Origin of the sequence: Methylobacterium sp. E-025 (assembly GCF_022829705.1) — a bacterium.
In the GTDB taxonomy this organism is placed as follows: domain Bacteria; phylum Pseudomonadota; class Alphaproteobacteria; order Rhizobiales; family Beijerinckiaceae; genus Methylobacterium.
Window position 1 is genome coordinate 84,927 of the sequence record NZ_JAKSYR010000062.1, and the last position, 18,996, is coordinate 103,922.

Genomic DNA, 18,996 nt, shown 5'->3' on the forward strand with positions numbered 1-18,996 from the left:
CCCCGGGCGCGCTTTCTCGCATGGGCGGCACGCGGGCGAGCCAAGCTCCCCCTGCCCGATCGACATCCCCGAACACCACCTTGTCGGGACCGTCTCGTTCCCGGTCGGCTTGGGTGCCGGCTTGGGCCGCGGCGGAGGCGACGGATCGCTTTCGGCAGCGTGGTCATGGACCGGTGCGCCCCCGCTCGCGGATCGGGCGCGGATCGGCCCATGCCGATCGTGCCATCGCCCATGCTGCCGGCCGGAAAATCGGCGCGGATGCGCGGGCGGTCAGGGGCGGGGCGCACGTGTTGCGCCCCGCGAAAGCAAGACCCTTACTTGTTGGTCCGGCCCTGGTGGTTCGGATCGATCCCGCCGTCGAGCTTCGTCTCGTTGGCCGTGTCGCCCTCCACCGTCGAGTCCGCCTCGATGTCCTCGATGTCGTGACCCGTCAGGCCTCGGGACTGGCCGATCCCCGGATTGCCCTTCAGATCGGCATCGGTCGGCGTATCGGTCTTCGGGTGCTTGTTCGACATGGGTGCTCCAATCGGTCGGCCGGCGCGAAGCCTGCGCCGCAGCCTCGGGACATGGGGAGCAAACCCCGGGTCGAAACGGCCGTTCCGATCGCCCGGCGCGGAGCGACCCTCGGCCGCGCCGCACGGTGCGCGGGTGTCGGCTCGCGTACGCCGACCGTGCTCCCGAGAAAGCCGCCGATCGATCGCCAGAGGGCGGGAGAAGGGATCGCAGTCGGCCTCATCGCGGGGCGAAGGAAAGCCCGCACCGCCGAGACGTGCCGTCCGGCCCGCCCAAGGCCGCCTGATGATCCGGCGCCCGCGATGGCCGTGGCCGCGCTCCGTCAGAGCTGCCCGCGGACGTAGCCGCGCGAGACCAGCCGGTCCCGCCGCAGCGACCGGCGCTCGGCCTCGGCCAGGTCTGCGAGCGCGTCCTCGACCACCTGCACCAGCGCGATCCAGGCATCGCCGCGGGCGGCCCTCCGGTAGGCCAGCGCGATCGTCTCCGCCTCGGTGAGCCGGATCTCCACAGGCGGTTGGTGGGGCTGGGGGTGCATCGCGGCTCCGAGTTGTCCAAGAACATACAAGGAACAAATAGCAAGCGGGCCGACGGTTCAACCATGGCGAGCACGGTGGGCCACGGAACGGTGAGATGCTGTGGAGGGCGGGGTAGAAGGCCAATGCCGACACCGCTTTACCGTTTCCACTGCACGAACGGCTTCGACCTCGTGGCCGATCTCCAGGGCAGGCGGCTGCCGACCTGGGCGCTCATGCGCCTCCACGCCGAGCGGGTCGCGATCGACCTGATGCTCGGCAGCGCGCGGCGCGATTGGTCGGCCTGGACGGTCGAGATCTACGATGCGGCGGGCCGGCACGTGATCTCGAAGCCGTTCGTGGACATTCTCGAGAGCCGATCGGAACGGAAGAAATAGTTTCTGTTTTTCGCTGCCGAATGGCCTCGAACCAGCGACAGCGCAGAAGATTGACTTGTCATGGAGGCAGCCATGACAGCAACGCGCATGATCCTATCCACCCTTGTGCTGTGTATCCTTCCCGCGGCGACGGCGACCGCTCAGACCGGCGACATCCGGACCGGTGCGATCCCGCCCGTCAACGAGAAGGCGGTGACCACGACCGCCGTCGGGCAGACCAAAAAGCCGAGCCGTGATGCGGGCGCGGTATCGGACCGATCGAGATCACCCGGCGACGTCGGGGACGGCATGATCCGGAACATCTGTATCGGGTGCGAGCCGGATCGCAGCACGCTCGACACGGTGACGACGAACGTTCCCCCCAGGACCGGGGGCGAAACCTGGAATACGAAGCTCGAGCGGCTTCGCAAGTTGCCCGAACCCAGCAAGCAGGGCGACCTCGATACCTTCTCTCTCGCTTCGGCCCATCGCGAGCGAGCGGAATCGGTGCAGGAGAAGACCAACGGCCTGTGGCAATCGTGGCTGGTCTCCGTGTGCGAGGGCTGCGGAGACCAGAAGCCGGCCAAGGCCTGGAACCTGCAGGATCGGCCCTCTTTCCGGCTCGGATCGGTCACGCCGGATCGTCCGGAGGGCGACGCGTCGTCCGAGAAGACGCGCCCGGCCGAGCCGAGGCAGGTCGCCATCCACCATCACGGCGCCTTCGAGGCGGACCTCTCCCCCGAGAACGTCGGCTCGATCAGGCGCATGCCGCAACGCTGATCCGATCGGCTGCCCCTCTCGTCCGCAGCCGCCTCGTCCCGGTGCGGACCATCCGCTCGCCCGTCCTCGCGACGGTCGCGGCCCGTACGCGCTCGTCCCCCCCGGGCCGGCGGCCGATGTCCAGAGCGGACGACGCGGCTCGGCGTTTCGTCGCACGCTTCGGCGGCGCTCGAACCGTGATCGATGCGGGCGGTTGCCGCGTGACCACGAGAGAGGATGTGATGATGTCGAACCCAGCCAAGGGTCGGTCCGGCGACGGTCAGCAGCACGAGACGACGAGCGCGCAGGCCGAGCGGGCGGCCGAGGTGCAGCGGGCCGGAAGCGCCGAGGCGGGGGCCGGCCACCCCGAAGTTCTCGAAGGCGGCAAGGCGGAGGCGCCGACGGAGGGCAAAGGGCAGCCGAAATCCGCGGCCTCGAACGCGCCGGCCGGTGCGACGAGCGACGCCGCCACCAGCTCGGCGACGGTCGGGAAGGCCGAGAAGGAGGCGGCAGCCGCGGCCGGCGCCGGTAAGGCGCAGCACGGGCGCGGGCACCGCAAGGCGGAGTAGCACGCTCTCGCCGGGCGATCCGGCCCCGTCCCGATCCGCCCACGGGACGGGGCGTCGAACGGCGTCAGGCCGGCTCGGCGACCGTCTTGGCGTTGCCTTTGCGGCCACGCGTCTTCGGAGCCGACGGCGGCGCTCCTTCGGCCTGGGACGCCTCTACGGCCTTGGGCGACTCGGCGGCTTTGGGCTTGCGTCCGCGCGCCTTCGGAGCCTCGGCGGTCGCCTCGACCGCTGCGGCGGCCGCGGGCTGCTTCCGCCGCTGCTGACCGAGGCCGAGCGAGCGCGCCAACGCCGAGCGCGTGGCGGAGTAGTTCGCCGAGGTCGACGGGTAGTCCGCCGGCAGGCCGTAGCGGGTCCTGTACTCCTCGAACGACAGGCCGTTCCCGTTCAGATGGCGCTTCAGCGTCTTGTAGGGCTTGCCGTCGAGGAAGGAGACCAGCGCGTCGGGCGTGACCGACTTGCGGATCTGAGCCGCCGTCGGCTTCTCCGGGCCCGCGGGCTCGGCCGGCTTGCCGTTGCGAAGTTCGGACAGCATCGCGTGCACGTTGGCGATCAGCGTCGGCAGCTCGGCCACCTGGACATGATTGCCCGAGACATAGGCCGCGACGATGTCGGCCGTGAGACCGACGGGGGTATTGGGCTGATATTCGAGCTGATCTTCCAAGGCGGCACTCCTTTTCCGGAAAAGCTATGGCTCTGCGGGCTCGCCTATCTCGTCAAGTGCCGTTCGAACGAAACGCGTGGGTATCGGATGTAATATTGCAGAAACCGAGCGATCCCGACGTGCGACGATCCTATCTCTGGAACCAGGACTGCCGATCCCTGTTCTGACGTCACGGCGCAGCGCCGTGTAAGGCTCTACAGAATGAACAAGCTCATCCTCGGCGCAACGGTGGCGCTCGGCCTCCTGCTCGGCGCCAACACCGCCGGCATGGCGTCACCGGGCGATGGCCTCGATCGCAACGCGGCGACGACCGGCAACGGTCGCATGGGCGGAATGCACGCCGGCGCGCGCACCGGCGGGATGATGCGCCCCCGCATGGGCGGGATGCGGATGATGCGGCGCCATCACCGGCGTCACCACCGCTGAGCGACCGGCCCTCTCGATCGGCGCACGACGCAGGAACCCCGGGACGCTCGCGCGATCCGGGGTTCCTGTGTCGGCGAGCGCCGGTCGCCCTAGGGACGCTCCGCCTTCGGCCAAGTGTCGATCACGGCCTCGCCCGATCGCAGCTCGACCCGGTGGGCATGCGCATCGTCCCGCGTCTCGCACAGGTCGACCGCCGATGCGAAGCGCAGGCGGGCAGCCACCTCGGTGGCGGCATCCTCCTCGACGACGACGTGCCCGTCCCGGTAGGTGAGCACCACGAAGGGCGGGTTCTTCAGATCGCTGACTTCCATGGGCTCGCTCCGACCGCGTGTCATAGCGCAACGTTCGTCGGCGGTTCCCGCTCCGCCCGCATGGGACCCGCTTCGACGACGGTGTACAGCGGACGGCGAGAAACCACTCCGGGAACGCCACCCATGCCGCCCGCCCAGGGATTGCCGGCCGCGCTCGCCATCCTCGCCGCCATGACGCTTCCCGGGCTTGCGCAGGAGACCGCCGCGAAGGCCGCGCTGGCGCCGACCGGCACGCTCCGGGTCGGCCTCGTCGAGGCGCCGTCCGCCGGCCTCGTCTTCGTCGCCCGCTCGCCGGACGGGACGCCCGAGGGCGTCACCGCGGATCTCGGCGCAGACCTTGCGCGACAGGTGGGCCTGCCGCTGGCCGTGACCCTCTTCCCGAACTCGGGCGCTGCGGCAGCGGCCCTCCAGGCCGAGACGATCGACGTGAGCTTCATGCCCGTCGATGCGGCGCGTCGGCAGGTGCTCGATTTCGGGCCGGGCTACTACGACCTCGAGAGCACCTACCTGGTGACCGGCGCGTCGGGCATCGTCGACGTCGCGCAGGTCGACCGGCCGGATCTCAAGGTGGTGGCGATCGACGGGACCACGACGATCCGCGCCTCGGCCCGCACGCTGACGCGGACCCGGCCGGTGGCCGTCCCTTCCGTGGCCGAGGCGATCGAGCGGATGCGAACCGGAGCGGCCGACGCCTTCGCCCTGTCGCGAGACACGCTGCAGCCGATCGTGGCGCAGGTCCCCGGCTCGCGGATCGTCACCGGCGGCTTCCAGCGGACGCAGGTCGCCGTCGCGGTGCCGAAGGGCCGGCCGGCGGCGCTCGCCTCGGTGACGGCGTGGCTTGCGGAGGCGAAGCGGTCGGGCCTCGTGCGCCGGATCTTCGACGCCCACGGCTTCGATGGGGATGCGGTGGCACCGTAGGAACGGAGCGAGGCGATGAGGCGATGGTACGCAAGCGTCGGGCTCGCGCTGGCCTGCACGGCCGGTGGATTCGGTTTCGGGGGCTCGGCGATGGCGCAGGAGGCGGTGGTGCACGAGATCATGCGGACCGAGCTCGGCCGCGCGCCGGTCTCCGGCGACGACACGCGCGAGATCATCATGCAGCTGGTGGAGTTTCCGCCGGGTGCGACCTCGCCCCGCCACGTCCACCACGGCGAGGAGTCGTTCTACGTGATCGAGGGCGGCACGGTGCAGGTGTCCGGCAAGGAACCGAAGCAACGGCCGGCCGGCGAGCGCGGGATCAACCCGCGCGGCGTGCCGCACGCGGGCTACACGGTGGTCGGCGACAGGACGATCAAGGTCCTGTCGGTCTACGTGGTCGACAAGGGCAAGCCCTTGCAGGAGCCGTCCCCCTGACCGCGGGCCTGCCGAAGCTGCACCCAACGAAGCGGGCGACGCGCGAAACAGCGTCTTCCGAGCACCCCGACGCGAAAGGCTTTTCTGGAATGAGCGAGACGCCCGATCCCGACCGCGCGGCCCGCGCCATCGCGGAGAACGTCTATGCGGCGTACTGCCGCCAGGCGACCATGCCGGCTCACCCTTTGGAGGAGCAGACGATCGTCACCCGGCTGGTCGAGGCGATCCGCCCGCAGATGGGCGGCTCCCCGGGCGCGATCGTCGAAGCCGTCAACGCCGCCCTATCGGCCTGGGAACAGCGTGATCCGGACATTCGCGGCCCGCGCGTCGCAACGATCGACCAGAGCGACGGCGCGATTACCCTGGGGTGAGCGCGGCCTCGGGGTGCGGTCCGGATCGGCGCACGCTTGCCGCCGGAAGGCCGAGCGACGAGAGCCGGATCCCGCCTCGCGGAGCTCCATGCCTACCGCCGGGCGGGAACCGCCCGCGCGACGCGGCTCGGGGCGCCGGTGGGGCGGGCCTCAGCCCTTCTTCTTGTAGGCCTCGATCGCGTTGCGGCACCCGGGCGAGAGCTTCGACATGTTCCTGTTGAAGCAGGCGCGCGTCTCGGGGCCGTCCTCGAGCGGCAGGCCGGTGCAGAAGGTCGCGAAGTCGCCGGCGCAGAGCAGCTGCATCGCGGCCTTGTCTTCCTGCGACACCGGAGCGGCGATCGCTGCGGTCGCCGCAAACGTCGCGAGCGCAAAGCCGACTCCAAAACGTACCAACATCGTCTTCTCCTGAGGCACCCGGTTGACCCGGGTCCGGTGCCAGAACGTTGCGGGATGCGTCCGGGTTGCGCCGCCCGGCCCACGTCGTCGCGCGGCGTGTCCCGACAGGCACGGTCGGAACGGTGCTCGATCGCCCACCGGCCCGATGGGCCGGCGAAGCGTCGCGTCAGACGATGCCGCTGGCCTCGTACGGCCAGGGAAGGCCGAGATGCGCCGCGACCTTCTCGGCGTCGTGGCCGACGGCCTCCACAGCCGCCCCGAGCGTCTCCACCGGCACCTGGAGCTTGCGCGCCCAGTAGGCGGCCGCGTCCGGCGTCGAGAGGTTGACGGTCTGAGGCTCGTGCGTGTCGTCGATCGGCATGGGGTGCTCCTGCCTCCCCCAATGCGGCAGTGCACCGGCGGTTCATTCACGCGGCCCGCCCCGGCGATTCGTTGCGCACGCTGCGCCCTGAGCACGGGCGGATGGAGGAACGGCCGGTGGGCGGGGCGGTTAGCAGGTACAACGGTAAGGAGTACCATCATGGATGTCTGGCAGCTCATCGGGCGCGACCACGCGAACATCGAGCAACTCATCCACGATGCGCCGAAGGCATCGCAGGGGCCGGGTGCCGTGCGGAGCCGCGAGCGCCTTCTCGGCGAGCTCATCGATCGCCTCGAAGCACATGCCGAGGCGGTCTCCGTCAGCCTCTACGCCCCCCTCGGCCGGCGCGCGCAGACGCGGACGCTGGTTGATGCGCTGGACGAGCAGCACCGGGCGTTCATGAGCCAGCTCGCGGACCTGGCGCGACAGCGTCGGACGGGCTCCGAGGGGTGGCTGGATGCCTTCGAGGACGCGACCTTCCTCGTCGACCAGTACCTTCACCGCCACAAGCACGAGTTGATCCCGGCAGCGCGGGCGTTGCTGTCCGAGGGCGAGGTCCGCGATGCGGGCCAGACGTTCGTTCAAGCCAAGCGCTGGATGCTGCAGGGCCGCGACCGTCCGGCACCGGCACCGCGGAGCGAGTTCGACCTCCGGGTCATCGTCTGCACCCTGGCGGTCGGCCTCGGCTACCTTCTGTGGCAGGCGGGCTTCCTCGGTCGAGCCGGCGGCCGCCGCGGCGCGACCGGCGGCGCGAGCCGGGGCGTGAACCCAGCGACGGCCTCGATCCCGGCCGGACGCAACGGGGTGGACGGCCCCGCGCAGCGCCGGGAGCGGCTGCTCGACGAAGGGCTCGAGGAGACCTTCCCCGCCAGCGACCCGATCTCGGCGCAGCGTTTCACCTAGCGGGCCGCGCGGGCGACCGCCGGCGGCACGGTTGTCGCTCCGGACGCGGAATGCGGCGACGGAGAGCCGGAAGCAGGCTCGGGGAGGCGGCGATGTCGGACCTGGACACGAAGCGGGAGGAGATCGCGGCCCTCGTCGCCCGCGATCTCGGGTTCGACGGGCTCGCCGGGCTGAGCCCATCCGATCGGGCTGCCGTCGACCGGAGGACGGCGGAGCTCGTCGACCGCTGCGATACGACCTCGCCGGTGCCGGCCGACGCCCCTGCCGCCGACCGGGAGATGCATCGCCTGCTCGCGGAGTACCGCGGGCTGCTGCATCTCCCGACCGACGCGGCCAACGTCCGCCTGGCGGAGGTCGGCGAGGTCTTCGCCCCGGAAGACGACGCCTGACGCCGTCCTTTCGACCGGAGCAGCGCACGTTCTAGCCGCCCTTCGCGACCAGGAAGAACGCGACGCCGACGACGAGGAGGCTTCGCGCGACCCGGCCGCACGTTATCGCGCCGACGCCGTCGTCGAGGGAACGCAGGTGGGCGATCTGGGCGAACATCGCCGCCCAGTAGGCCGACCACAGGCCGAGGATCGAGGCCATCGCAGGCGACATGGCCGGGCTGCCGGACCTAGCCCGGCGGCCGCCGCTCGTGGCGCCAGGACGCCACCGCGGCACGCCGCGCCTCGTAGGCACGCCGGACGGGCGAGCCGTCGGCGCCGCGCCCTTCCGGGCCGTAGCCGAAACGGAGGACGCCCTCGGGACCGTAGAGGCGGCTCACCTCGGTTCGCCAGACCCGATCGGTCTGGGCGAGAGTCGCCTCGGTCTCCGCGAGTCGTGTCGCATGCATCGTGGCTGTCCTGAAGGGCGGGGTCGTGGGGTCAACGCGAGCTGGCGCCATCCGCTCCGGATCGCACGCGACAAACCGGTTTCTCGACGGGCCGCCCGCGGGGGCTATCTTGAGGCGATGCCCCTGTCCCGCCCCGCCCGTCCCGGTTCCCGCGCAAGCGACGGGCCAAGCCCCGCTTCGCCATGCCCGGCGACGTCCTTCCGGGGCGCCCGGGCAGGCGCGCGATGAGTGCGCGCCGCGCGCTGATCGTCGGCGCCTCCCGCGGGCTCGGCCTCGGTCTCGTCGCCCGGTTCCTCGAGCGCGGCTGGGCGGTGACGGCCACCGTGCGCCGGCCGTCGGCCGCCCTGTCCGAGCTCGCGAGCGCCGGCACGCTGCGGATCGAGACGGGCGTGGACATCGACGACGATGCGGCGGTGACCGCCCTGCGCACGCGGCTGGCGGAGGCTCCGGCCTTCGATCTGGTCTTCGTGGTCGCGGGCGTCGCGACGCAGGCCGGCACGCCGGCCGCGGCGATGCCGCGCGCGGTCGCGACGGCGGTGTTCGAGACGAACGCCCTCAGCCCGATCCGTTTCGCCGAGGCCTTCCACAAGCGCGTCGCACCGGGCGGTCTCGTCGTCCTGATGACGTCGAAGCTCGGCTCGGTGTCGCTGAACCGCGGCGGCGGCTGGAGCAGCTACCGCGCGAGCAAGGCGGCGCTCAACACCCTGGCCCGCTCCTTCGCCGGGCAGCACGCCAAGGCCGATTGGGGCGTCGTGCTGATGCATCCGGGCTGGGTCCGCACGGATCTCGGCGGCCGGCGGGCGACGCTCGACGTCGAGACCAGCGCGCGGGGCATGGTGGCCGTCCTGGAAGGTCGCCTCGGGGGATCCGGCTGCGTCTTCCTCGACCATACCGGGGAGGTCGTGCCCTGGTAGCCCCTCGAACTCAACGCCGCCGGATCGAGGTCCGTCTTCGGCGTCGCGGCGCGATCGCAACGCCGGACAGGCCATCCCTCCGGCTTCGAACGATTCCCGCCGGAGCCGTGCGCCGGTCGGAGGCGATCGTTCGGACCGATGCCCTGCGTCGAGACGCTTCGGGCCCGAAAAGCAAACCGCCGCCCGAACTAAGGCGATCCGTAAAGGCGCGTCACGCGGGACGATCGTCCAGCCTGTCGCCGCGGACCGCCGCGTCGTACCCGGCCAGCCATTGGTCGTGGGCCGCCATGCCCTCGGCATAGGGGCAGTCTTCGCGGCGGAGGTTCTTGCCCGGCGCGTAGAAGCCGAGCGCGTAGTGGTCCAGGTTGTCGTCCGGCGGCTCCGACATCGATGGTTCTCCCGTATGCGTGGGGCGGCGGTGCCGCGGCTTAAGTCATCACCTCGGCGAGGATGCACGGCACCTCCGCCGGAAGCTCGCGGGCGAGGAAGCCGATTCCGCCGTAGCGGCGCGCCAGCCGGCGGCCCGCCTCGCCGTGGGCGTAGACGCTCCACAGCGCCGCGGCTTCGGGCTCTGTTCCGCGCGCGAGCAGGCCGACGATGAGGCCCGCCAGCGTGTCGCCCGATCCCGAGATCGCCAGCCCGACATGTCCCATCTCGTAGCACCAGACGCGGCCGTCGGGGGAGACGACCTGCGTCCGGCCGCCCTTCATCACCGTGATCGTCCCGAAGCGCTCGGTGGCCCGGCGGGCCGCCGCCAGCGGGTCGGCCTCGACGGCCTCGCGGTCGATGTCCAGCAGCTTGGCCATCTCGCCCGCGTGCGGGGTGATGATCGCCGGCTTGGGCAGGCGGCGCGTCAGGTCCGGATCGGCGCGCAACGCGGCGAGCGCCCCGGCATCCAGGACGATGGCTGCCGTGTCCGCCCCGCGGACGAGCGCGGCGACCACGGCTTCCGTGTCCGCGTCCTCGCTCATCCCCGGCCCGCACAGGATCGCGTCGCTCGCGCCGGCCCGCTGCGCGAGATCGTCGGCGCAGGCGCGCCCGATGCCGCCGGCCTCGGTCTGTGCCAGGCCGATCACCAGGGCTTCCGGCACGGCGATCCCGATCGGGATCGCCAGGTCGCGGCAGACGCCGATCTGCAGCTTTCCCGCCCCGACGCGCATCGCCGCGTTGGCGCCGAGCAGGACGGCGCCCGGCAGCGCCGTGCAGCCCGCCACGATCAGCACGCAGCCGCGACCGTCCTTGCTGTCGCCGTCCGGATCGGGAGGGGCCATGCCGCGGAGCACGTGCTCGGTCAGCGGTGTGACGGCGCTCATGGCTTCCCTCCGGTCCTTGCCCCAAGGGTCTGACGGTCGCTCAGCTCTTGGTGTCGGGTTCGGAGGTAACGGGGGCGCCCTGTGCCTCAAGGGGTGCGACGAAGTTGTAGCGGATCAGGTCGAGGGCACCACCGGGTGTGGCGCGCGCCGAGGGGACGTACTCGGTGACCCCGCAATTGGCGATGTCGCCCTCGGCGTCGATCGCCAGAATCTCCCCCTCGGTCATGTTCTCCAGGAGGTAGCGCAGGCACAGGACGACCACCTGGTGGGCGACGAGGAGGATGCGCTGGCCTTCGTAGTGCAGGGCCATCGTGTCGAGCGCGCCGCGCAGGCGCAGGATGACGTCGCACCAGCTCTCGCCGCCGGGCGGCCGGTGGTAGAACTTGCCGAGGTCGCTGCGCAGCGCCGCCTGCTCCGGGTGCAGCTGCTCGATTCCGGCGCGCGTGAGCCGGTCGAGGATCCCGAACTCCTTCTCGCGCAGGCGCTCGTCGACGAGGAGCGGCGGGGTGTCCGCGGCCAGCGCACCGGCAGCGCGGATCCCCTCGGCGGTCTCGACCGCGCGGCGGTAGGGCGAGGCCAGGACGAGGTTCGGACGCTGGTCCTCGGGCAGGCTGGCGAACCAGCGGCCGAGCGCCTCGGCCTGCCGATGGCCGAGCGGGCTCAGCGGCACGTCCACGTCGCGTTCGGGGATGTCGATCCGCGCCGCGCCCGAGGCCTGCGCCGCATCGCGGGCGACGTTGCCGGCGCTCTCGCCGTGGCGCACGATCCAGAGGTGAAGCGGCTGTCTGTGCGGCACGGGGATCTCCAGCGCGTCCACCGGTCCGGTCGGCGCAGGTCTCGTCAAACGGCGCCGTCGCGCGCGAGAAACGGCGACGACGCGGGATCGCATCGCCCCGCCCTTGGGCGCGATGCCGGCAGGGCGGGCGAGCGCACGAAGAAGCCCGCCGCGGCGAACCGGGCGGGCTGAACGACGTGCCGTCGTCGCGAAGGCTACTTCGCGGTCGGGGCGCTGCCGCTGTTGACGGTGCCGCCCGCGCTCGGGCCCGCGCCGTTGCCGGCGGCACCGGGCGCGACGGGCGCCGTGGTGGCGCTCGGCGCGGTGGTGCCTGCGTTCGGGACGGTGCCGGTGGTGGTGGACGACCGGCCCGCGGCCGACCCCTCACTGATCGTGCCGCCGGCCGACGGCCCGGCGCCCGGGCTGCCGGGGCCGCCGTCGGAGGCTCCGCCCTGGGCGAAGGCGGCGGTGCCCATGGTCAGGACGAACGCGGACGCGAGCGTGATCGACTTGAAAGACAATGTTTTTCCTCCGGTGGATTACCAAACTCTGCTGAAGAACCAGCTTGCGCCGTCTCCGTTCCACACGAGAAAGCCGGCCCGGATCTCCCCGGCCGGGCCCCTCGATCGTCGGGCTTCGATCGGCGCGTCTTCAAAGGCGCCTTCAGCGCGTCCTGGCACCGAGCTTCGTGCTGATCGTCCGTCCGCCGCCACGGCGCATCATGTGGCGCCGCATGGTGTGGTGGCGCATCATCGAGCGGCGCGTCATCCGCACCTGCACGGTCGGGGCCTCGGGCTGAACGAGGCTCGGCGCGGGCGCCGGCGTCGCGGCGGAAACGGCGCCGGCCGACATCAGGACGGCGCCGAAGGCCGCGGCCGCGATCGCAGAGGCTGTGAAACGGGTCTTGGTCATCGGTGCCGGGTCCTTGCTGCCGCACCGAGTCGGTGCCACGGCGTGAAACCACGGCCACGATCCGATCGTTCCTCGCCTTCCGGTTGAGAAGGTGCCAGCCGACCCGCCTTAGCCGATCAGGAAGTGCACCAGGATCAGCGCCAGCGCCGCGCCGCCGATCGCGAGGCCCATCAGGACGACGCTGCTGAGCTGGTCGACGCCGTCCACGTCCTGGCCGATGCGATGCTCGACGCTGTTGGCGCCGTGGCCCGGCCTGTCGGGAAAGGTGGGTTGTGCCATGTCGATCTTCCTCGCGATCCGAAGGGGTGATGCGGGGGCAACGCGACATCGGACCGGTCGGTCCTCGACGTTCGGCAGGCGATGCAACATGCCGCGGGTCGCGAAGTCCCGGGCGCAGCGCGCTCCGAGCCGATGTGAACCAAAGCCTTCGCACGCCGTTGCAAGTGCCAGCGACGGGAGTGGATCGATGAAGACGCTTTGCACGGTGATGGTGGTGGGCCTGACGATCGCCGGAACGGTCGCGCCGGCCTTGTCCCAGCCCTACGGCGGCCGGGACTACGGCTACGGCGAGCGCGAATCCGGGTATGGCGGCCGCGACGACCGCTACCGCGATCGCGACCGGGGCTACGACGACCGCGGCCGCGGCGGCGGCCGCTTCGGGTTCGACGAGGCGGAGTACCTTCGCTGCAACCCCGACGTTCGCCGCGCGGTGAGCCGCGGGCAGGTGGATTCGGGCGCGGCGCATTACCGGGTGTTCGGCCGGCGCGAAGGCCGGCGGTTGAGCTGCTGAGCCTCCGACGACGCGGTCGGCCGGCACGACGGCCGGGCGAAGGCGATCTGGCCAAGCCCGGCCGGAGAGCCGCGCAGGGTCGACGGCGGCCGCCGGTTCGCCGACGGCACGGTCGGCCCGTTGCAGATATGCACCTGGAGCGTAGCAACACCGTATGGTTGCGCTTGCCGGCGCACTTGCCAGCATCCCCGCCATGGCCGCATGCAGCACGCGTTGCCGCCGCGAGCCCCAGCCCACGATGTCCCCTCCGCCCGCACCGTCGAGCACGCCGACCCATCACGGCCTGCCTCCGGCCCAGCGCGGGCGGGCGATGGTGGCGGTGCTCACCGGCGTCGCGCTGGCGACGCTCGACACCGCCATCGCCAACACCGCGCTGCCGACCATCGCCGCCGATCTCGGGGTCGATCCTGGCGCCTCGGTGTGGATCGTCAACGCGTACCAGCTCGCGGTGGTGGCAACGCTGCTACCGATCGCGGCGCTGGGCGAGATCGTCGGCCAGCAGCGGATCTACGTCGGCGGGCTGATCCTGTTCACCGGCGCCTCGCTCGTCTGCGCGCTGGCCTGGTCGCTGCCGACGCTCGTCGCGGCCCGCGTGCTCCAGGGCGTCGGCGCGAGCGCCCTGATGGCGGTCAACATCGCCCTCATCCGCTTCATCTATCCGGCCCACCAGCTCGGGCGCGGCGTCGGCCTCAACGCCTTCGTGGTCGGCGTCGGCTTCGCGGTCGGCCCGACCGTCGCCTCGCTGATCCTCGTCGCGGCGCCGTGGCCGTGGCTCTTCGCCGTCAACGTGCCGATCGGGCTCGCCGCCCTGCTGCTGGCCTGGACCGCGCTGCCGGAGACCGGCCGCTCCGGCCACCGCTTCGATGGGATCGGCTCGCTGCTCAACGCGTCCGCCTTCGCCCTGCTCGTGCTCGGCCTCGGCGAGGCCGCGCACGAGGGGCCGCTCTGGCGCATCCTGGCGGAGGCCGCCGGCTCGGTCGCCTGCTTCCTGCTGCTGCTGCGGCGGCAGGCAGGGCATCCTGCGCCGATGCTGGCCGCCGACCTCCTCCGGCGCCCGCTGTTCGCCCTCTCCGCCACGACCTCGGTGTGCTCGTTCGCGGCGCAGGGGCTCGCCTTCGTCTCGCTGCCCTTCCTGTTCCAGCACACGCTCGGGCGCACGCAGGTCGAGACCGGCTTCCTGATGACGCCGTGGCCCGTCGTGGTCGCGCTGATGGCCCCCCTGGCCGGACGCCTCTCGGACCGCTACCCGCCGGGCCTGCTCGGCGGGATCGGGCTCGCCGGACTCGCCGTCGGCATGGGGCTGCTCGCCGCCCTGCCGGCGAGCCCGACCGTCCTCGACATCGGCTGGCGCATGGCGATCTGCGGCGCGGGCTTCGGCTTCTTCCAGGCGCCGAACCTGCGCGCCATCATGACGAGCGCGCCGCCGGCGCGATCGGGCGGGGCGAGCGGCATCGTCGCCACCTCCCGTCTCCTCGGCCAGACCATGGGCGCCGCGCTCGTCGCTGCCTGCTTCGCGATCGCGGATGCGCACGGGCCGGCGCTCGCCCTGGGGCTCGGCGGCGCCTTCGCCGCCGTCGCGAGCGTCGTCAGCTTCCTCCGGCTCGCCGTCGCCACCGAGGACACGGCGAGACCGGCGTGAGGCTGCGGGGCCGGGCCTCGGCGCCGCGTTAACGCTTCATCAACCACGCGCCGGCCACGGTGTCCCGAGGAGAGACACCGCCATGAAGCGACGCCCCAGCCGCGACTTCGATGCCCTGAGCCAGGCACAGATCGCCGCCGGCCGGACCGACACCCGGCGCGTAGATGCCGCCCGCCTGATGCCCGCCTCGGCGCCGAAGCGGATGGCGGACCTCCTCGACGCGATCCAGCACGTGACCGAGGCGGCGACGGGGGAGCGCAGCTTCCTCCACGTCCGGCCGCGCCCGTGACGCCGGCGCGCTTCTCCGGCACCCGCGCTCGTCCGGCAATGGTCTTGCGATGATCACGCTGGGCTTCGTGGTGATGCTCGCGGCCGCCCTCGGCCCGGCGGCGATCCTCGTCGCCGCCCCGGCGCGCCGTCGGTTCCTGCGCTGAGCGCGGAGCCTACGAAGCCGGCCCACGTCACGCTGCGGGGCGCGCCGCCTGATACACGGCGAGGAAGATGCGGACGGCCTCGTCCACGTGCCGTTCCATGTCGGCGCGGCTGCCGTCGTCCTTGTGGGGGATGAACAGGCACACCGGAACCACCTTCCCGATGATCAACCCGATGAACATGGTCGCGGCGAGCGACGGGTCGTCGCCGATGAACGCGCCGTCGCGCCGGGCCGCCTCGAGGTAGTCGGTCAGGTGCCGCTGCGTGCGGCCCGGCGCCATCGCGTAGAACGCCTCGCCGAGGGCCGGGTTGCGCTGGACCTCGGCGACGATGATGCGGGCGAGCGCCGTCATCTCGGGCATGATCATCGCGCCGTAGAGGTTCGTGCCGAAGGCCCGGAGCACCGCCGGGAGCGGGCCCTTGCTCCCGAGATCGGTCTCGATCCGCTGCCTGAGATCGCGCGTCCGGTTGCTCACGACCTCGATGAACAGGTCGTCCTTCGAGCCGAAATGGCGATAGAGCGTCTCGGTCGAGGCCCCGGCCTCGTTCGCCACCATCTTCATCGTGGTGTCCGAGAACCCGTGCTGAAGGAACACGCGCTCCGCCACAGCGGCGATCTCCTCGCGACGGCGCGATCCGCGCGGCACACGAATCCGAGAGCCATCAGCCGAACCGTTCGTTTCGCTTGACATCACCATCCAGATTGAGGGTAGAAACGAAACGTTCGGTTCGGATAACCCGCCGCACCGTACGGAAGATCGCCCACGCCGTCTCGCTGAACGTGCGGTGGGACGAAAGGTTTGCATTCATTCCATGCGCGACGTCGATGCAAGCACCTCGTCCGGCCTGTCCAGGCCGTCGCGGAGTCGACGCGACCTGCTCGACGTCGGCTCGCCGCCCCGGCAGGGCGTGCCGGACGCGATGCCGAGCCGCGCGATGCCGACGATCGGCGTCGCCCCGCCCGCGATGCGTTGCGCGTCGTCCGGGATCGGCCCCGCGACGGCAGGGACGAGGAGCCGTACGCGGACGAGCGGGATCACGGATATCCCCGTCGCAGCCGCGACGCGCGCGACCACCGCTTCGAGGGCTGGCAGGCCCGCGAGCGGCAAGGCGACGACGATCGGCACGGCGACGACGATCGGCAAGACCACGATGGGCGAGACGACCATCGGCAGGACGACGATGATCGGAAGGGCGGCGACGCGAAGGACCGGGACGACCGCGGCGGCAAGAAATCGGACGGAGACGACAAGGGAGCCGACGAGCGCGCGCGCAGGAAGCGGCGGCCTTGGGTCATCGGGATCGCCGTGGTGGTCCTGCTGCTGCTCGCCGGGGGCGGCGTGACCTACTGGCTCGCGACCCGCGGGACGATCAGCACCGACGACGCCTACACCGACGGCAACATCGTCACGATCGCGCCGCAGGTGGCCGGGCAGGTGATCGCGCTCGAGGTGACGGACAACCAGTTCGTGCACAAGGGCGACACGCTGTTCCGCATCGACCAGCGCCAGTTCGTCTACAGCCGCGAGCAGGCCCAGGGCCAGTTCGCCGCGAGCAACGCCCAGATCGCCAGCCAGCGGCTCGGCGTCGAGATCGCCAAGAAGAACTTCCCCGCGGCCCTCCAGCTCGCGCAGGCGAACCTCGACTCGGCCAAGGCCAACCTCGCCCTGCAGCAGGCCAACTACGACCGGCAGAGGAGCCTGCCCAAGCTGGCCACGACGCAGCAGGAGGTCGAGACCAACGCGTCCAACTACCAGCAGGCCAAGGCGCAGGTCGAGCAGGCCCAGGCCCGCCTCGTCCAGGCGATGCCGGTCCAGCAGAACATCGGCCAGTCCGAGCAGCAGGTCGACCAGATCAAGGGCCAGGCCGAGCAGGCCAGGGCGCAGGTCGAGCAGGCCAACCTGAACATCGAATGGAGCGTGGTGCGGGCGCCGCAGGACGGCTGGGTGACGAAGCGCAACGTCAACGCCGGCGACTACCTCACCGCCGGCCAGCAGGTCATGTCGCTGGTCACCACCGACGTCTGGGTGACGGCCAACTACAAGGAGACCGAGCTCGACGGCATGCGGACCGGGCAGCGGGTGCGGATCGCGATCGACGCCTATCCCGACCTCGACCTGCAGGGGCACGTCGAGTCGATCCAGCGCGGGTCGGGCTCGAAATTCTCCGCCTTCCCGGCCGAGAACGCCACCGGCAACTTCATCAAGATCGTCCAGCGCGTGCCGGTGAAGATCGTGATCGATTCCGGCCTGAGGAAGGAGGAGCCGCTGCCGCTCGGCATCAGCGTGGTGCCGACGGTGATGCTGAAGTGAGCGGGGCCTCGGACGGCTGGAAACCCGCCCACAACCCCTGGCTCATCGCCATCGCGGTGACGCTGGCGGCGTTCATGGAAGTGCTCGACACCACCATCGTCAACGTGGCCCTGCCTTACATCGCGGGCTCGCTCGCCGCCTCGAACGACGAGGCGACCTACACGCTCACCGCCTACCTCGTCGCCAACGGCATCGTCCTCACGATCGCCGGCTGGCTCTCCGACACGATCGGCCGGAAGCGCTACTTCCTGATCTGCATCGGCATGTTCACGGTGGCCTCGTTCCTGTGCGGGCTGTCGCAGAGCCTCGGGCAGATCATCCTGTTCCGCCTGATGCAGGGCTTCTTCGGCGGCGGCCTGCAGCCGAGCCAGCAGGCGATCATCCTGGACACCTTCCCGCCGGCCAAGCGCGGGGCGGCCTTCGGGGTCACGGCGGTGGCGACGGTGGTCGCGCCCGTCCTCGGGCCGACGCTCGGCGGCTACCTCGTCGAGCACGCGACCTGGCGCTGGATCTTCTTCATCAACGTGCCGGTCGGCATCGTCACGCTGTTCGTCAACGCCTACCTGGTCCAGGACCCGCCGGCCGCGGCCGAGAAGCGCGCGCGCGGGCTCGACTACGTCGGCCTGGCCCTGATCGTCGTCGGCATCGGCTGCATGCAGATCATGATCGACCGCGGCGAGGTCAACGCTTGGTTCAGCTCGTCCTTCATCCAGATCATGGCCGTCGTCGCCTTCCTCGGGATCTTCGGCGCCATCTGCTGGCTGCTGACGGCCAAGGCGCCGGTGGTCGACCTGATGGTGTTCCGGGACCGGAACTTCGCCGTCGGCTGCCTGCTCATCGGCGCGGTCGGCGCCCTGCTCTACGCGGGCTCGGTCCTGATCCCGCAATTCGCGCAGCAGGTGCTGGGCTACACCGCGCTCGATTCCGGCTTCATCCTGTCGCCGGGCGGCGTGGCGGTGATCGTGCTGATCCCGCTCGTCGGCCTGATGATGAAGGTCGTGCAGACCCGCTACCTGATCATGTTCGGGTTCGCCTTCATGGGCGCGGCGATGTTCTATTCAAGCCGGATCGCGCCCGACATCGACTTCCGGACCCTGGTCTGGATGCGCACGCTCCAGACGGCGGCGCTCGCCTTCCTGTTCGTGCCGATCTCCACCGTCGCCTACCTGACGCTGCCCCAGAAGTACCGCAGCGACGCGTCGGCGCTGTTCTCGATGTTCCGCAACGTGTTCGGCTCGGTCGGGATCTCGCTCTCGACCGCCGCGGTCACGGAGCGGACGCAGGCCGACCAGGCCCACCTCTCGACGTTCATGACGCCGCTGCGACAGGGCTACGCCACGCTGATCCAGGAGACCGAGCAGACGCTGCGCTCGCTCGGGCGTGCCGCCTCGGTGGTGCACCAGCAGGCGGTCGCGCAGACCTACCAGACCTACACGAAGCAGGCTCAGATCCTGGCCTACAGCAACGTGTACCAATACGTGGCGCTGCTGGCGTTCCTCGTCGTGCCGCTCTGCTTCCTGATATCGGCCCGGACCGCCAAGGCCGAGGGCGGAGGACACTGA

31 protein-coding genes are annotated in these 18,996 nt (G+C 71.2%); 15 read left to right on the top strand and 16 right to left on the bottom strand.

Going from position 1 to position 18,996, the window contains the following annotated elements; translation table 11 throughout:
* Positions 1–314 precede the first annotated feature (314 nt).
* Positions 315–515 (bottom strand): hypothetical protein, encoded by a 201-nt coding sequence (locus tag MKK64_RS06040; RefSeq protein ID WP_147729057.1) that lies wholly within the window; start codon positions 513–515, stop codon positions 315–317.
* Positions 516–835: 320 nt separating this feature from the next.
* Positions 836–1,048: a hypothetical protein gene (locus MKK64_RS06045; RefSeq protein WP_147729058.1), complete on the bottom strand. Its 213-nt coding sequence runs from the start codon at positions 1,046–1,048 to the stop codon at positions 836–838.
* A 123-nt stretch (positions 1,049–1,171) separates the two neighbouring features.
* Between MKK64_RS06045 and MKK64_RS06050 the strand changes: the two genes are divergently transcribed.
* The 3 genes from MKK64_RS06050 to MKK64_RS06060 all read left to right on the top strand — a co-directional run bounded on the left by MKK64_RS06050 (position 1,172) and on the right by MKK64_RS06060 (position 2,730).
* Positions 1,172–1,423: a DUF6894 family protein gene (locus tag MKK64_RS06050; protein WP_147729059.1), complete on the top strand. Its 252-nt coding sequence runs from the start codon at positions 1,172–1,174 to the stop codon at positions 1,421–1,423.
* A 60-nt stretch (positions 1,424–1,483) separates the two neighbouring features.
* Complete coding sequence (locus MKK64_RS06055) at positions 1,484–2,182, top strand: hypothetical protein (protein WP_243932626.1); 699 nt, start codon at positions 1,484–1,486, stop codon at positions 2,180–2,182.
* Between the two features lie 221 nt (positions 2,183–2,403).
* The gene (locus tag MKK64_RS06060) at positions 2,404–2,730 is read left to right on the top strand and encodes a hypothetical protein (RefSeq protein ID WP_243932627.1); all 327 of its coding nucleotides are present in this window, start codon (positions 2,404–2,406) and stop codon (positions 2,728–2,730) included.
* Positions 2,731–2,794: 64 nt separating this feature from the next.
* Here MKK64_RS06060 and MKK64_RS06065 read toward each other — a convergent pair whose 3' ends face one another.
* Positions 2,795–3,391, bottom strand: a complete 597-nt coding sequence (locus tag MKK64_RS06065; RefSeq protein ID WP_147728716.1) for a MucR family transcriptional regulator — start codon at positions 3,389–3,391, stop codon at positions 2,795–2,797.
* A 201-nt stretch (positions 3,392–3,592) separates the two neighbouring features.
* Here MKK64_RS06065 and MKK64_RS06070 point away from each other — a divergent pair, with 201 nt between their 5' ends.
* Positions 3,593–3,817 (top strand): hypothetical protein, encoded by a 225-nt coding sequence (locus tag MKK64_RS06070; protein ID WP_243932628.1) that lies wholly within the window; start codon positions 3,593–3,595, stop codon positions 3,815–3,817.
* A gap of 89 nt (positions 3,818–3,906) precedes the next feature.
* Here the strand turns inward: MKK64_RS06070 and MKK64_RS06075 are convergent, their stop codons facing one another.
* Positions 3,907–4,128, bottom strand: a complete 222-nt coding sequence (locus tag MKK64_RS06075) for a hypothetical protein (protein ID WP_147728718.1) — start codon at positions 4,126–4,128, stop codon at positions 3,907–3,909.
* Between the two features lie 123 nt (positions 4,129–4,251).
* On the opposite strand from MKK64_RS06075, the gene MKK64_RS06080 reads away from it, so the two are divergent.
* From MKK64_RS06080 to MKK64_RS06090, 3 genes are all read left to right on the top strand, one after another.
* Positions 4,252–5,046 carry a transporter substrate-binding domain-containing protein gene (locus MKK64_RS06080; RefSeq protein WP_243932629.1) on the top strand — a complete coding sequence of 265 codons (795 nt, stop codon included), beginning with the start codon at positions 4,252–4,254 and terminating at the stop codon, positions 5,044–5,046.
* A 15-nt stretch (positions 5,047–5,061) separates the two neighbouring features.
* Entirely contained in the window at positions 5,062–5,481 is a 420-nt protein-coding gene (locus MKK64_RS06085) for a cupin domain-containing protein (protein WP_243932630.1), read from the top strand.
* 89 nt (positions 5,482–5,570) lie between these two features.
* Positions 5,571–5,852 (top strand): hypothetical protein, encoded by a 282-nt coding sequence (locus MKK64_RS06090; protein ID WP_243932631.1) that lies wholly within the window; start codon positions 5,571–5,573, stop codon positions 5,850–5,852.
* 150 nt (positions 5,853–6,002) lie between these two features.
* On the opposite strand, the gene MKK64_RS06095 is transcribed toward MKK64_RS06090, so the two are convergent.
* Both MKK64_RS06095 and MKK64_RS06100 read right to left on the bottom strand, forming a co-directional pair.
* Positions 6,003–6,248 carry a hypothetical protein gene (locus MKK64_RS06095; protein WP_147728721.1) on the bottom strand — a complete coding sequence of 82 codons (246 nt, stop codon included), beginning with the start codon at positions 6,246–6,248 and terminating at the stop codon, positions 6,003–6,005.
* Positions 6,249–6,414: 166 nt separating this feature from the next.
* Positions 6,415–6,609: a DUF3606 domain-containing protein gene (locus MKK64_RS06100; protein WP_147728722.1), complete on the bottom strand. Its 195-nt coding sequence runs from the start codon at positions 6,607–6,609 to the stop codon at positions 6,415–6,417.
* A 159-nt stretch (positions 6,610–6,768) separates the two neighbouring features.
* On the opposite strand from MKK64_RS06100, the gene MKK64_RS06105 reads away from it, so the two are divergent.
* Both MKK64_RS06105 and MKK64_RS06110 read left to right on the top strand, forming a co-directional pair.
* A complete protein-coding gene (locus MKK64_RS06105) occupies positions 6,769–7,512 on the top strand; it encodes a hemerythrin domain-containing protein (protein WP_147858966.1) in 744 nt (247 codons plus the stop codon).
* 92 nt (positions 7,513–7,604) lie between these two features.
* The gene (locus tag MKK64_RS06110; protein ID WP_243932632.1) at positions 7,605–7,901 is read left to right on the top strand and encodes a hypothetical protein; all 297 of its coding nucleotides are present in this window, start codon (positions 7,605–7,607) and stop codon (positions 7,899–7,901) included.
* Positions 7,902–7,932: 31 nt separating this feature from the next.
* On the opposite strand, the gene MKK64_RS06115 is transcribed toward MKK64_RS06110, so the two are convergent.
* Positions 7,933–8,112, bottom strand: a complete 180-nt coding sequence (locus MKK64_RS06115; protein ID WP_147729004.1) for a hypothetical protein — start codon at positions 8,110–8,112, stop codon at positions 7,933–7,935.
* A gap of 16 nt (positions 8,113–8,128) precedes the next feature.
* Entirely contained in the window at positions 8,129–8,347 is a 219-nt protein-coding gene (locus tag MKK64_RS06120; protein ID WP_147729005.1) for a hypothetical protein, read from the bottom strand.
* 224 nt (positions 8,348–8,571) lie between these two features.
* On the opposite strand from MKK64_RS06120, the gene MKK64_RS06125 reads away from it, so the two are divergent.
* A complete protein-coding gene (locus tag MKK64_RS06125) occupies positions 8,572–9,261 on the top strand; it encodes an SDR family NAD(P)-dependent oxidoreductase (RefSeq protein WP_243932633.1) in 690 nt (229 codons plus the stop codon).
* 211 nt (positions 9,262–9,472) lie between these two features.
* On the opposite strand, the gene MKK64_RS06130 is transcribed toward MKK64_RS06125, so the two are convergent.
* The 6 genes from MKK64_RS06130 to MKK64_RS06155 all read right to left on the bottom strand — a co-directional run bounded on the left by MKK64_RS06130 (position 9,473) and on the right by MKK64_RS06155 (position 12,540).
* Positions 9,473–9,649, bottom strand: coding sequence for a ribosome modulation factor (locus tag MKK64_RS06130; protein ID WP_147729007.1), 177 nt, complete (start codon positions 9,647–9,649; stop codon positions 9,473–9,475).
* Positions 9,650–9,689: 40 nt separating this feature from the next.
* Positions 9,690–10,574, bottom strand: coding sequence for an NAD(P)H-hydrate dehydratase (locus MKK64_RS06135; protein WP_243932634.1), 885 nt, complete (start codon positions 10,572–10,574; stop codon positions 9,690–9,692).
* Positions 10,575–10,614: 40 nt separating this feature from the next.
* A complete protein-coding gene (locus MKK64_RS06140; RefSeq protein ID WP_243932635.1) occupies positions 10,615–11,370 on the bottom strand; it encodes a histidine phosphatase family protein in 756 nt (251 codons plus the stop codon).
* Between the two features lie 194 nt (positions 11,371–11,564).
* Positions 11,565–11,870 (bottom strand): hypothetical protein, encoded by a 306-nt coding sequence (locus tag MKK64_RS06145; protein WP_243932636.1) that lies wholly within the window; start codon positions 11,868–11,870, stop codon positions 11,565–11,567.
* A gap of 142 nt (positions 11,871–12,012) precedes the next feature.
* The gene (locus MKK64_RS06150) at positions 12,013–12,261 is read right to left on the bottom strand and encodes a hypothetical protein (protein WP_147841898.1); all 249 of its coding nucleotides are present in this window, start codon (positions 12,259–12,261) and stop codon (positions 12,013–12,015) included.
* A gap of 108 nt (positions 12,262–12,369) precedes the next feature.
* On the bottom strand, positions 12,370–12,540 hold the full coding sequence (locus tag MKK64_RS06155) for a hypothetical protein (RefSeq protein WP_187274771.1): 171 nt from the start codon (positions 12,538–12,540) through the stop codon (positions 12,370–12,372).
* Positions 12,541–12,727: 187 nt separating this feature from the next.
* Here MKK64_RS06155 and MKK64_RS06160 point away from each other — a divergent pair, with 187 nt between their 5' ends.
* The 3 genes from MKK64_RS06160 to MKK64_RS06170 all read left to right on the top strand — a co-directional run bounded on the left by MKK64_RS06160 (position 12,728) and on the right by MKK64_RS06170 (position 14,979).
* Positions 12,728–13,051 carry a hypothetical protein gene (locus MKK64_RS06160; RefSeq protein WP_243932637.1) on the top strand — a complete coding sequence of 108 codons (324 nt, stop codon included), beginning with the start codon at positions 12,728–12,730 and terminating at the stop codon, positions 13,049–13,051.
* A 238-nt stretch (positions 13,052–13,289) separates the two neighbouring features.
* The gene (locus tag MKK64_RS06165) at positions 13,290–14,690 is read left to right on the top strand and encodes an MFS transporter (RefSeq protein ID WP_243932638.1); all 1,401 of its coding nucleotides are present in this window, start codon (positions 13,290–13,292) and stop codon (positions 14,688–14,690) included.
* A gap of 82 nt (positions 14,691–14,772) precedes the next feature.
* The gene (locus MKK64_RS06170) at positions 14,773–14,979 is read left to right on the top strand and encodes a hypothetical protein (RefSeq protein WP_243932639.1); all 207 of its coding nucleotides are present in this window, start codon (positions 14,773–14,775) and stop codon (positions 14,977–14,979) included.
* A 172-nt stretch (positions 14,980–15,151) separates the two neighbouring features.
* Here MKK64_RS06170 and MKK64_RS06175 read toward each other — a convergent pair whose 3' ends face one another.
* Both MKK64_RS06175 and MKK64_RS06180 read right to left on the bottom strand, forming a co-directional pair.
* Positions 15,152–15,730 (bottom strand): TetR/AcrR family transcriptional regulator, encoded by a 579-nt coding sequence (locus MKK64_RS06175; protein ID WP_243932640.1) that lies wholly within the window; start codon positions 15,728–15,730, stop codon positions 15,152–15,154.
* Between the two features lie 198 nt (positions 15,731–15,928).
* Positions 15,929–16,291, bottom strand: a complete 363-nt coding sequence (locus tag MKK64_RS06180) for a hypothetical protein (protein WP_243932641.1) — start codon at positions 16,289–16,291, stop codon at positions 15,929–15,931.
* A 141-nt stretch (positions 16,292–16,432) separates the two neighbouring features.
* Here MKK64_RS06180 and MKK64_RS06185 point away from each other — a divergent pair, with 141 nt between their 5' ends.
* A complete protein-coding gene (locus MKK64_RS06185) occupies positions 16,433–17,434 on the top strand; it encodes an HlyD family secretion protein (protein WP_147727100.1) in 1,002 nt (333 codons plus the stop codon).
* On the top strand, positions 17,431–18,996 hold the full coding sequence (locus tag MKK64_RS06190; protein WP_243932643.1) for a DHA2 family efflux MFS transporter permease subunit: 1,566 nt from the start codon (positions 17,431–17,433) through the stop codon (positions 18,994–18,996). Before MKK64_RS06185 ends, MKK64_RS06190 begins: the two co-directional genes overlap by 4 nt.